Source organism: Nocardia sputi (genome assembly GCF_023501985.1).
This window is the reverse complement of record NZ_JAMFLC010000019.1, coordinates 159848-171734: the sequence shown is the minus strand read 5'-3', so window position 1 is coordinate 171734 and position 11887 is coordinate 159848. Positions and strand designations below refer to the sequence as shown.

13 protein-coding genes are annotated in these 11887 nt (G+C 69.8%); 10 read left to right on the top strand and 3 right to left on the bottom strand.

What is annotated here, in order from left to right:
* Positions 1-254 precede the first annotated feature (254 nt).
* Positions 255-1637 (top strand): MFS transporter, encoded by a 1383-nt coding sequence (locus M8859_RS24770; RefSeq protein ID WP_249644883.1) that lies wholly within the window; start codon positions 255-257, stop codon positions 1635-1637.
* 207 nt (positions 1638-1844) lie between these two features.
* Here M8859_RS24770 and M8859_RS24765 read toward each other — a convergent pair whose 3' ends face one another.
* Entirely contained in the window at positions 1845-2429 is a 585-nt protein-coding gene (locus M8859_RS24765; RefSeq protein ID WP_159923737.1) for a TetR/AcrR family transcriptional regulator C-terminal domain-containing protein, read from the bottom strand.
* A 102-nt stretch (positions 2430-2531) separates the two neighbouring features.
* On the opposite strand from M8859_RS24765, the gene bioB reads away from it, so the two are divergent.
* The 5 genes from bioB (at position 2532) to M8859_RS24740 (ending at position 5720) form a co-directional block, all read left to right on the top strand.
* Complete coding sequence (gene bioB, locus M8859_RS24760; protein ID WP_159923739.1) at positions 2532-3545, top strand: biotin synthase BioB; 1014 nt, start codon at positions 2532-2534, stop codon at positions 3543-3545.
* Positions 3546-3577: 32 nt separating this feature from the next.
* Positions 3578-3805 (top strand): biotin synthase auxiliary protein BsaP, encoded by a 228-nt coding sequence (bsaP, locus tag M8859_RS24755; protein WP_159923741.1) that lies wholly within the window; start codon positions 3578-3580, stop codon positions 3803-3805.
* Positions 3805-4455 (top strand): DUF2567 domain-containing protein, encoded by a 651-nt coding sequence (locus M8859_RS24750; protein WP_195071691.1) that lies wholly within the window; start codon positions 3805-3807, stop codon positions 4453-4455. The genes bsaP and M8859_RS24750 overlap by 1 nt, the downstream gene beginning before the upstream one ends.
* 81 nt (positions 4456-4536) lie before the next feature.
* Positions 4537-5070 (top strand): DUF1353 domain-containing protein, encoded by a 534-nt coding sequence (locus M8859_RS24745; RefSeq protein ID WP_249644882.1) that lies wholly within the window; start codon positions 4537-4539, stop codon positions 5068-5070.
* Positions 5071-5168: 98 nt separating this feature from the next.
* Complete coding sequence (locus M8859_RS24740; protein ID WP_249644881.1) at positions 5169-5720, top strand: P-loop nucleotide/nucleoside kinase family protein; 552 nt, start codon at positions 5169-5171, stop codon at positions 5718-5720.
* Positions 5721-5844: 124 nt separating this feature from the next.
* Here M8859_RS24740 and M8859_RS24735 read toward each other — a convergent pair whose 3' ends face one another.
* Positions 5845-6048, bottom strand: coding sequence for a cold-shock protein (locus M8859_RS24735; protein WP_040741190.1), 204 nt, complete (start codon positions 6046-6048; stop codon positions 5845-5847).
* 260 nt (positions 6049-6308) lie between these two features.
* On the opposite strand from M8859_RS24735, the gene M8859_RS24730 reads away from it, so the two are divergent.
* Together M8859_RS24730 and M8859_RS24725 are read left to right on the top strand one after the other, a co-directional pair.
* Positions 6309-7910, top strand: a complete 1602-nt coding sequence (locus M8859_RS24730; protein WP_195071690.1) for an alkaline phosphatase D family protein — start codon at positions 6309-6311, stop codon at positions 7908-7910.
* A 165-nt stretch (positions 7911-8075) separates the two neighbouring features.
* Positions 8076-8249 (top strand): hypothetical protein, encoded by a 174-nt coding sequence (locus M8859_RS24725; RefSeq protein ID WP_195071717.1) that lies wholly within the window; start codon positions 8076-8078, stop codon positions 8247-8249.
* A 176-nt stretch (positions 8250-8425) separates the two neighbouring features.
* Here M8859_RS24725 and M8859_RS24720 read toward each other — a convergent pair whose 3' ends face one another.
* On the bottom strand, positions 8426-9190 hold the full coding sequence (locus M8859_RS24720; RefSeq protein ID WP_159923753.1) for an NUDIX hydrolase: 765 nt from the start codon (positions 9188-9190) through the stop codon (positions 8426-8428).
* A gap of 76 nt (positions 9191-9266) precedes the next feature.
* Between M8859_RS24720 and nadA the strand changes: the two genes are divergently transcribed.
* Complete coding sequence (nadA, locus tag M8859_RS24715) at positions 9267-10310, top strand: quinolinate synthase NadA (protein WP_159923755.1); 1044 nt, start codon at positions 9267-9269, stop codon at positions 10308-10310.
* A complete protein-coding gene (locus M8859_RS24710; protein ID WP_159923757.1) occupies positions 10307-11887 on the top strand; it encodes an L-aspartate oxidase in 1581 nt (526 codons plus the stop codon). The genes nadA and M8859_RS24710 overlap by 4 nt, the downstream gene beginning before the upstream one ends.

Here is an 11887-nt window from a genome sequence, read left to right as displayed (position 1 = left end):
CGCTCACTGACGGCCCTGCGGGTTCTCGCCGATTCGCGCGGCGCGCGGCCCGGCCCGAACCAGCGGTCGATTATCGGTCACACCCGGGGCCGCTCGCCCGCCGTGGGTGTGTGGTCGGAGAGTGCTCGCGCGGTGGCGTGGGTGACGGGCAACGAGCGCACAGTCGTCGGTCGCGATCGGGTGCGCGACCGGATTGCGTCATCGGCTGGATTCGCTGCTCGCGTCGCGCGGATGACCGAATCCAGTGTGCGGAGTTGCCGCGCGGTCCTGCGGGCTCCCGCCGAATCGTGGGGGCGGCGGCCCGGATCGAACGCCGCGAGCAGCGGGTTCGGGCGGCGGGTGACCGGTTGGAGCAGTGCGCGGCGGGTGGCCTCACGGACTCGGGGATGCTCTGGCCGTACGGTGACTCGGCGATGAACGAGCGGTCCGTCGTGGTCGGTGCGGTCGCGAACCCGGTGCGATTGCGGTCGCTGACCTGGACCGTGTTCGTTCCGATGGTGGTGTACGGCATCGGGTCCGGCGCGGCGGCGCCGATGTACGCGCTGCGCGCGCTGGACCTGGGCGCGTCGGCCGGACTGGCCGGGGTCATCGTCGCGCTGTCCGGGTTGGGGATGGTGCTCACCGATCTGCCCGCGGGAAGGGTCGTCGCCAGGTTCGGGGAACGCGGCGCGATGGCGGTGGGGTCGGTGATCGGGGGCGTCGGCGTGCTCGCGGCGATCTTCGCGCCCAACGTGGGAATGCTCGCCCTGGGAATGCTGCTGGGCGGCGCGGCGGGCGCGGTGTGGGGCCTGGCTCGCCAGACCTACCTCGTGGCCGTGGTGCCCGTGGGCGACCTCGGGCGCGCGATGTCGACGCTGGCCGGTTCGATGCGGCTGGGGTTCTTCTGCGGACCGTTCCTCGGTGCGGCCGTGGTGCACTCCCTCGGCCCGAACGGCGCGCTGTGGTTGCAATTGGCGACCACGGTGATCTCCGGCGCGGCCATGGCGGCGATCCGGTCACCCGACGGGCCGGGCGAGACAGGCGCGCGGGCTTCGCTGGGAGCGATCGTGGTCGAGCACCGCAGAACCCTCGGCACGCTCGGCTCGGCCGCGTTGCTGGTCGGCGCGGCACGGGCGTCGCGGCTGGCGCTGCTGCCGCTGTGGGCGGCGCACATCGGGTTGAGCGCTTCGACCACCAGTCTGATCTTCGGCCTGGCGGGAGCGGTGGACGTGCTGCTGTCCTATCCGGCGGGGGTCTGGCTGGATCGCTACGGCAGGCGCGCCACCGGCGTGCCGTCGATGATCCTGTTCGCCGCCGGTTTCGGTGCGCTGCCGTTCACCTCGACGGTGCTCGGCCTCGGCTGCGCCGCCGTGCTGCTCGGGCTCGCCAACGGAATGAGCAACGGGCTGATCATGACGGTCGGCGCCGACGTCGCACCCGACGGGCAGCGCGCGGAATTCCTCGGAGCCTGGCGGCTGACCCACGACATCGGCATGTTCGCGGGACCGGTGGCGGTGGGCGCGATCAGCGCCGTCACCGTGCTCGGTGCGGCGGCCGTCGCGCTCGCGCTCGCCGCCGCTGCGGGCGCGTACACGATGCACCTCTGGTTTCCCCGTGCGGTCCGGCCGTCACCGCGGTCGCATGAAGGGACGAGGTGAGCCCGAGTCGCGGCCCGAAGCCGGGAGATGCCCGTCGGTCGAGCGGCCATCCAGCGTCGCACCGATCGTGCCGGACCGCTCGCTCATCGGCCGGGGACCGAACGGCGAGACCGATGCACAGCCAACGGTTCCGCACGTCACCGAGCGCGGAACCCCGACCGAATCCCTCGTCGCTGGGAGCCCGGTGTCCGGCAGGTGGCTAGCAGGTCAGCGGACCCGGGTGCCGAGCAGGTGGCGCACACCCGCGACGAACAATTGCAGACCGAAGTCGAAACGGGCTGTGGCGTCCGGGGTCTCCTCCAGTGGCGACGCGTCGTCGGGCAGGGCGCCCACCGAGTCCATCTGCATCCGCGACTGCTCGTCGACGGTCTCGCCGAGAACGTAGTAGAGCAGTGTGAACGCCGCGAGTTCGGCCTCCTCGCGCGGCATGCCCGCGCGAATCGCCGCGCTCGCCAGACGTTCCCGCCCCTTGCTCGTGGTGAGCCGGGAAGCGTATGTCGCCGAAACCAATTCGGCCCCGTCGCGATAGGCCAGCAGGCAGTTCCGCAGCCGGTGAGCCAATTCGGTGATCTGCCCGGACCATTCCCCGGCCTCGATCGGGTCCTCCATGGGCGCGAGGATCTTGTCCGCGACCGCGCCGAGCAGCGCCTGCTTGTTGGGGAAATGCCAATACAACGCGCCCGGCTGGACCTGGAGGGAACCGGCCAACCGGCGCATGGTGAGGTCGGCCAGGCCGTATCGGTCCAGGATCGCGATGGCGCCGTCGACCACGTCCGCCCGGTGCAGTTGCACTCGATGCCCTCTCGTCGTGCTTTGACTCACTCCTACCGCTACCCTAGCCTGAACACCGTTCAAGTTGCACGGCCACCTCGGCCGGACGAAGGGATTCGTGCTGTGACCCAGGCACCCGTAGACACCGAGATCCTGTCGATCGCCCGCGAGCAGGTGCTCGAGCGCGGCGAGGGGCTCGATCAGGAGCAGACGCTGGAGGTGCTACGCCTGGGTGACGACCGGCTCGAGGAGTTGCTCGCCTTGGCCCACGAGGTGCGCATGAAGTGGTGCGGCCCCGAGGTGGAGGTGGAGGGCATCATCAGCCTCAAGACCGGCGGCTGTCCCGAGGACTGTCACTTCTGCTCGCAGTCGGGCTTGTTCCAGTCCCCGGTGCGCGCCGCATGGCTGGACATCCCGAGCCTGGTCGAGGCCGCCAAGCAGACCGCGAAGACCGGGGCCACCGAATTCTGCATCGTGGCCGCCGTGCGCGGTCCGGACGAGCGCCTGATGGCCCAGGTCGCCGCGGGCGTCGAGGCGATCCGCAACGAGGTCGACATCCAGGTGGCCTGCTCGCTGGGCATGCTCACCCAGGAGCAGGTCGACCAACTGGCCGCCATGGGCGTGCACCGCTACAACCACAACCTGGAGACCTCCCGCTCCTACTTCCCGAACGTGGTCACCACGCACACCTGGGAGGAGCGCTGGGACACCCTGCGCATGGTCCGCGAAGCGGGCATGGAGGTCTGCTGCGGCGGCATCCTCGGCATGGGCGAAACCTTGGAGCAGCGCGCCGAATTCGCCGCGAACCTGGCCGAGCTCGAGCCCGACGAGGTGCCGTTGAACTTCCTCAATCCCCGGCCGGGCACACCCTTCGGCGACCTCGAGGTGCTGCCCGCGTCCGACGCGTTGCGCGCCGTCGCCGCGTTCCGGCTCGCGCTGCCGCGCACCATGTTGCGTTTCGCGGGTGGCCGCGAGATCACCTTGGGCGATCTCGGCGCCAAGCAGGGCATCCTGGGCGGCATCAACGCCGTCATCGTCGGCAACTACCTGACCACCCTGGGCCGTCCGGCCGAACAGGACCTGGATCTGCTCGGCGAGCTGAAGATGCCGATCAAAGCGCTCAACGAAACGCTCTGACCGGCTCGGCTGCGACGAACAGGCAGGCGAGCATGAGTACTGTCATGGACATGGACGAGCGCTACAACCCGTTCACCGGCAAGCGAATCGTGCCGGGTCTCGACGACGCGATCCCGGCCGCCGCCGCGCTGGGCTTGGAGCCGCCGCGGTTCTGCGAGCAGTGCGGGCGCCGCATGATCGTGCAGGTCAGCCCGGACGGCTGGTGGGCCAGGTGCTCGCGGCACGGCGTCATCGACTCGGCCGAACTGGAACGCCGCTAGTGGCGTCGGCCGGGAGCGAGGTGCGCTCGGCGGCGCTGGTCGCCGTCTCCGTGGTGATCGTCAGCGCGATCGCCGGCGCCGGATGGGGCGTGTCGGCGCCGACCGAGCGGCTGCTGGTGGTCGAGCCGGGGCGCGGGGTCGCGTTGACCGGTGAGAGCGCGCATCAGTTCGACGCGCTGGCGATGTTCCTGCTCGCGGGGGCGGTGCTGGGACTGCTCTCGGCGCTGGCCGCGTGGCGGTGGCGCTCGGCGCGCGGACCATTGCTGCAACTCGGCCTGCTGATCGGCTCCGCTGTGGGCGCGGTGGTGATGGCGGGCGTAGGCGAGCAGGTCGCCGCCTGGCTGCATCCGCGGCCCAACGACCCGCCGGTCGGACAGATCGTCGCCTTGCCGATCGAATTGGGCAGTGCGCTCGCGCTGATCGTGCAGCCGCTGATCGCGTCGTTCGCCATGCTGTTTCTTGCCGCCCTCAGTGTTTCGGAGGATCTCGGCAGCGGCCGCCGCACCGCCCGGGACCGGGTGGACACCTTCGACACCCGAGGCACTCTGACTCCCTACGGTGAAGCTGCGAGCGGGGTAGAGCTCCCTTATCGTGGCTACGAGCCTGCCAGGGAAGGGTATTCGGTGCCCGAATCCCACCCGCGGTACTGACGCGTCGTCCGGCACGTCACCGCCGCCGGGAGGCTTTGCCGAACCACCGTGGGGTGGGGTAGTGCGCGGAAGGAACAGGACGTGACCTTTGTCGGTGGCGGGCCGATCGTCGAAGAACTCGATGCCGGATTCTGGCGGGTGACCGAACTGCTCGTCTATCGCGGCGCGACCGAGGAATTCGTGATCCCCGCAGGTTTCCGCACCGACTTCGCCTCGGTGCCGCGCGCTCTCGTCTGGCTGATACCGCGCTACGGCGTCTACACCCGCGCCGCGATCCTGCACGACTATCTGCTCAACTCGACCGCGGTGAGCGTGGCCGACGCCGACGGCGTCTTCCGCCGCAGCCTGCACGAGCTCGGCGTCTCGCTGCCGCGCCGCTGGATGATGTGGGCGGCCGTGCGCGCGGTCCACCGGTTGAGCGGCGCGACCACGGCCGACTTCGCCCGCTTCGTCGTCGTCGCCGTCCCATCGGTGCTCTTCCTCGCCGTCCCCGTAACCGTGGTAACCGTGTTCCTCCTGCTGTTCTGGCTGGTGGAGCTGGTCTTCTGGGCAGGAGCGCGCGTGGCGCAGCGGACCGAAGCGCCGCCGCCCGGCCCGGAGATGAAGTCCGCCTGAACGAGGGGTCGTCGCAGACTTCGTATGCGACGGCGCGATGTCGCACTCGTGCCGAGAGCGCGGGAGCCTGGCAATTCGAGTGGTACTACGGTGCGGGAATGGTCGACGAACCGGATACGCTCCCCACCCTCGTCGTCGTCAGCGGCCCACCCGGGTCCGGCAAGACGACGCTCGCACACGCCCTTGCCCGGTCGATCGGCTGCCCTGCCATCTGCCGGGACGAGATCAAAGAGGGAATGGTGCATGCGACGGGGAACTACGCCCCGGACCGCTCGGATGAACTGAACCTGCGCACTCTGCCGGTGTTCTTCCAGACGCTGGAGCTCCTCGTGCGGGCCGGCGTCACCGTGGTTGCCGAAGCCGCCTTCCAGGACCGGCTGTGGCGTCCGGGCCTCACACCGTTGCAAGCCCACGCACGGCTGCGCGTCGTCCACTGCGTGACCGATCCGGCTCTGACGACCGCGCGAATCCACCAGCGCCGCCGAGCCGATCCACTCCGCCGCGCCCATTTCGATCCCGACCACCCGCCACCGACGCCTGTCGCGTTCCAACGCATCGCCCTCGACGCGCCGTCACTCGAGGTCGACACGACCTCCGGCTACCGCCCCGACCTCACCGCGATCATCGCTTTCCTCCATGACCCCTCATGATCGACGCACATGGTGGAGGACCCTTCTCGCGCGTTGCCGCGACCATGTGCCGTCGATCATCGACTGGCGTATACGCAAAAGCCCCGCACCCTGTGGGTGCGGGGCTTTCACCTGGCTACGTCGATCAGATCGCGCGAACGTCCTGGGCCTGGGGGCCCTTCTGACCTTGGCCGATCTCGAACTCCACGCGCTGTCCTTCTTCCAGGGACTTGAATCCCGAGCCGGACACGGCGGAGTAATGAACGAACACGTCGGCGCCGCCGCCGTCTTGCGCGATGAAGCCGAAGCCCTTTTCGCTGTTAAACCACTTCACACTGCCTTGAGCCATTGCTTTACTTCAATCTTTTCTGTAGATGAGCCAAGCGAATCACATCGATAAGCCTGATCTCACGGATCCACCCTGCCATGGATCGGCATTTCCCGATACCCCAGCGGCGGTTTGTGAGCTAACCGACACCATGGGCGAACCCGCGGTCCCAGCAGCGTCACCAGGCTGCCGCCGGCATCACCGCACGCCGGAAGCCCGTGTTCATCGCGCCGAGTCGGTAATCATGCCGGAGCGCGCATGTGGACGTAACGTCGGTTGTTATGGCGGAATTGGTATTGGGGCCGGTGTTGCGGCATGTCGACGCGACTTCGGCGACCGTCTGGGTGGAAACCGATGCTGCGTGCGAAGTGGACGTTCTGGGACGGCGCGCCCGCACGTTCCATGTGGGGGAGCAGCACTTCGCGCTGGTCGTGATCGACGGGCTGGAACCAGGCCAGTCGGTGCCCTACCAGGTGCGGCTCGACGGTGTGCCGGTCTGGCCGGAGCCGGAATCGGAGTTTCCGCCGTGCCGCATCCGTACGCGGCCCGTCGAGAAGATCTTGTTCGGGTCGTGCCGGGCGGCCAAGGCCACGCCGGGGGTGCTCGAGGCGGACAAGCTCGGAGCGGACGCGCTGGACGCGTACGCCGCGCGGATGACGGGACTGCCGGAGGAGGAATGGCCGGATGCCCTGCTGTTGCTCGGTGACCAGGTCTACGCCGACGAGCCGACCCCGCGGATGAAGGAGTGGCTGGCACGGCGGCGCGGCGGGCAGGAGCCGCAGGGCGAGGTGGTGTCCTTCCGCGAGTACGCCGAGCTCTACCACGAGTCGTGGGCGGACCCGGAGATCCGCTGGCTGATGTCGACCGTGCCGACGTCGATGATCTTCGACGACCACGACGTACGCGACGACTGGAACACCTCGCGTACCTGGCGCGAACAGATGGCGCGCAAGCCGTGGTGGAACCAGCGCATCCGCGCCGGACTCGCGTCCTACTGGGTGTATCAGCACATCGGCAACCTCGGCCCGGACGAACTGGCGCGCAACACCCTCTACCGCGAGGTCACCGAGGCGGGCGACGACGTGCAAGGTCTGCTGGAGAATTTCGCCGAGCAGGCCGACAAGGAGGTCGACGGTCGTAAGCCCACCCGGTGGAGTTACCGCCGTGACTTCGGCCGCGTCCGGCTGCTGGTGATCGACACCCGCGGTGGCCGGATCCTCGACGGTCAGCGCCTCATCGTCGGGTCCGAGGAATTCGACTGGATCGAGGAGAACGCCGCGGGCGACGTCGACCACCTGCTGATCGGATCGTCCCTGCCGTGGCTGATGCCGCACGCGCTGAGCCACTTCCAATCGCTCAACGAGCGGGCGGCGGACCTGCCGGGATGGCGCGGAAGACTGGGCGAAAAGGTCAGGCAGGCAGCGGATCTGGAGCATTGGCCCGCGTTCCGCGCGTCGTTCGAACGGCTGGCGCGGCTGATCCACCGGCTGGGTACCGCCCCGGAGTCGCCGAGCACGATCTGCGTGCTTTCCGGGGACGTGCACCACAGCTACGTCGCCGTCGCCGGTTACGCGGAGCCGACGAAATCACAAGTGCTGCAATTGGTGTGTTCGCCGGTGCACAACGAGCCACCGAAGATGTTCCAGCCCGCGTTCGCGCTGTCGTGGGCGGCGCCGATCGCGTCGGCGCTGCGGTGGCTCGCGGATCGGCGTGGGCTCTCACCCGATCCGGTCCGCTGGCGCAAGATCAGCGGCCCGCACTTCGGTAATTCGATCGCCTCCCTCGACGTCCGGGGCCGCCGCGCCCGGTTCACGCTGGAGACCGCTCGGCAAGAGACGGGCCTGGTCAAGGTGGCCGAACTGGATCTCCCGAGCCAACGGTAGGGCTGAGGGCCCTATCGCGACGGCGCTGGGCGTGGCCGAAGGATGCGGTGAGCTCTTCGCCGACACGCTCGCCGGCCCGCCCACGGTGAAAATCGGTGGAGGCCGAACCCGCGCGGCGATACGGTGTGAACCGGAGTAGCCGGATACGCGAAAGGGGGACCGGCCGTGAATCCCGCACCTCATGCGATGGCCGACGCGCCTCCCGCGGCGAGCGAGCGCGCCGATCTGGCGGCATGGCGCCGCCGAGACGCCTTGCGGCGCAGCAACGCCGCGCGTCCGATACCCAGCAAGCGGCAGTACCGCCGCAGGGACAAGCACCGCAAAACCACCGACCAGTAATCGCGGCCTCATCACGCTGCTCAGTTCCTGGTCGCCGACGCCCATCGGCGGTGAAGCCGATGTCCTCGGCGCCTACTTCGACGCTTGCCGAAAGCCGCGTGCGCACTTGTGCTTCGAGAGCAGGCGCGGACGGGTCTTGTCTACAGGGGTCGAGCTGCGCTGGCGAAGGCAGCAGCTCAGGAGGGGCCGGGCGGACGGAGGGCGGCGAATTCGTCCGTCACGCGCAGGCCGGAGCCGGTGAAGCGGTAGACCGCGGCGGGGCGGCCGCCCGCGCGGCCGGGCGCGGCGGTGGCGCCGGTGGGCGTGATCACTCTGCGGCGGGAGAGAACTCGCTGGAGGTTCGTGGTGTCCACGTCGTATCCCAATGCGGCGCAGTAGATTTCGCGCAAGGTGGACATGGTGAACCGGTCCGGTGCGAGGGCGAAGGCGATATTCGTGTAGGACAGTTTCGCCGCCAGCCGGGTGCGGGCGTGGTCGACCACCGTGCGGTGATCGAAGGACATGTCCGGCAGTGCCGCGACCGGGTGCCACGCGGTGTCCGGGGGCAGCTGGGGATCGGCGGTCAGCGGCACCAGTCCGAGGTAGGCCGAGGCGATGCGCCGCGGGCTCGGCACCCGGTCGGGGGCGCTGAACACCGAGAGCTGTTCCAGGTGGCTCAGCTCGCGCACGTCGACCTTCTCGGCGAGCTGGCGGCGCGCGGAGGTGTCGAGGTCCTCGTCGTCACCGAGCCTGCCGCCCGGCAGTGACCAGGTGCCCTTCTGCGGGTCGAGAGCGCGTTCCCACAGCAACACCGCCAGTTCGGTCCGCTGATCGGGCGGGCACCGCCGCGTCAACTCTTCCGCGCGCTCCGCTGCGCTGTGACCTGCGGTGACGTTCTTCGGGAAGCGGCGAACCTGGAACACCGCGGTGAGCGATTCGTGGATGGTGCTACTATGGGCCACGTTTTCGATTGTAAGTCGAAAACCTGGTTTGGTGCGAATCGGCGGGTAGCCGACCGCACGAGGAAGGGAGCCATCCATGGCGACGACGGGTGCGAAACTGGCGCCCCCGCTGATGGGGCAGGTGTTCGACGGGCCGTCCGGGTTCGCGGGTGTCGAGGCATCGCCGGAGTGGGCGCGGGAAGTCAAGCGGCTGGCGCGGGAGCGCAACGCGACGATCCTGGCGCACAACTACCAGTTGCCCGCGATCCAGGACGTGGCCGACCACGTCGGCGATTCGCTGGCGCTGTCGCGGATCGCGGCCGAGGCGCCCGAGGACACCATCGTGTTCTGCGGCGTGCACTTCATGGCCGAGACCGCCAAGATTCTCAGCCCGGCGAAGACCGTGCTCATCCCGGATCAGCGCGCCGGATGTTCGCTCGCCGACTCCATCACGGCCGACGAACTGCGCGCGTGGAAAGCCGAGCACCCGAACGCGGTGGTCGTCTCCTACGTGAACACCACGGCCGAGGTGAAGGCGCTCACCGACATCTGCTGCACCTCGTCCAACGCGGTCGACGTAGTCGCCTCGATCGACCCGGACCGTGAGGTGCTGTTCTTGCCGGACCAGTTCCTCGGCGCGCACGTCAAGCGGGTCACCGGCCGCGCGAACATGCACATCTGGGCGGGTGAATGCCACGTGCACGCGGGCATCAACGGCGAGGAGCTGACCGAGCAGGCCCGCACCCATCCCGACGCGGAGCTGTTCGTGCACCCCGAATGCGGCTGCGCCACCTCGGCGCTGTACCTGGCGGGGGAGGGCGCGTTCCCGGCCGAGCGGGTGCACATCCTGTCCACCGGCGGCATGATCGACGCGGCCAAGGCGGCGAAGTCGAATCAGGTGCTGGTGGCCACCGAGGTCGGCATGCTGCACCAGCTGCGCAAGGCCGCTCCCGGCATCGACTTCCAGGCGGTGAACGACCGGGCCTCGTGCAAGTACATGAAGATGATCACCCCGGCGGCGCTGCTGCGCTGCCTGGTGGAAGGTCGCGACGAAGTCCATGTCGATCCGGAAACCGCCGCGCTGGGCCGCAATTCGGTGCAGCGGATGATCGCTATCGGCAATCCCGGCGGCGGTGAATGAGCCCGACCGCTACCCGTGCGGCGGTGGGTGACTGGGAGGCCGAGGCCGATCTGGTGGTGATCGGCGGCGGCGTCGCGGGACTGACCGCGGCGCGCACCGCGTCACTGCGTGGCCTGCGGGTGCTCACGCTCAGCAAAGGCGGGCCGACCGACACCTCCACCCAGTACGCCCAGGGCGGCATCGCCGTGGTGGCGCCGCACGGGGATTCGGTCGAGTCGCACGTGCACGACACGGTGGAGGCGGGCGCGGGCCTGTGCGACGTGGACGCCGTGCGCTCCATCGTCGCGGGCGGGCAGGCCGCGGTGGCCGCGCTGACCGATTTGGGCGCGGTGTTCGACCTCGGCCGCGACGGCCAGATCTCGCGGACCCGCGAGGGCGGGCACAGCACCCGCCGGATCATCCACGCCGGTGGCGACGCCACGGGCGCGGAGGTGCAGCGGGCGCTGAACGAGGCCGGTCTGCCGGTGCTGTTCGGCGCCGCGGTCGCCGAGATCGTCACCGGCCCGAACGGTGTGCGGGGCGTGGTCGCGGTGTCGGACAAGGGCTTCGGTGTCGTGCACGCCCCCGCTGTGCTGCTGGCCACCGGCGGGCTCGGACAGTTGTACGCGCTGAGCACCAATCCGCCCGGCGCCACCGCCGACGGCGTCGCGCTCGGGCTGCGGGCCGGCGCGACCGTCGCCGATCTCGAGTTCGTGCAGTTCCATCCGACCGTGCTCTACACCCCGGGAGGGATGGGGCGCAGGCCGCTGATCAGCGAAGCGGTGCGCGGCGAAGGCGGGACGCTCGTCGACACCGAAGGCGATCCGGTGACCGCGGGGGTGCATCCGCGCGGCGACCTCGCCCCCCGCGACGTGGTCTCCCGTGCCATCGCCGCCCGCATGCGGGCGATCGGCGCCGAGCACGTCTACCTCGATGCGCGGTCGATCGACGGCTTCGGTCGACGGTTTCCGACGATCACCGCCTCGTGCCTGGCCGCGGGCATCGATCCGCGCACGGACCTGATCCCGGTCGCGCCCGCCGCGCACTATCAGTGCGGGGGAGTCGTCACCGACACCCACGGCCGCACCGGAGTGCCCGGTCTGTACGCGGCCGGTGAGGTCGCGCGCACAGGTCTGCACGGGGCGAACCGGTTGGCCTCCAACAGCTTGCTCGAGGGACTGGTGGTCGGTGAGCGCGCCGGGGCCGCCGCCGCCGAACGGCTCGGCGAGCGGGCCGGGGTGCGCGAGCTACCCGCTCGCACCGCCGATTACGCCGCCCGTGAGGTGGTGCAGGGTCTGATGACCACGCACGCCTCGGTGGTCCGCGACCGCGCCGGTCTGGCCGAAGCGCTCAAGCGGCTCGATGACGTGGTCACCCGGCGCGACACGAACACCACCCTCACCCACCCGATCGCCGGGATCGAGGACGCCGCGCTCACCCTCGCCGCCCGCACGCTGCTGCTGGCCGCGCTCGCCCGCACCGAGAGCCGCGGCTGTCACACCCGGTCCGACCACCCGGACGCCGTTCCCGAACTCCGTCACGGCCTCCCGATCCGGCTGAACAACGACGGCGTACCCGAGTACGCGCCCATCCCCTGA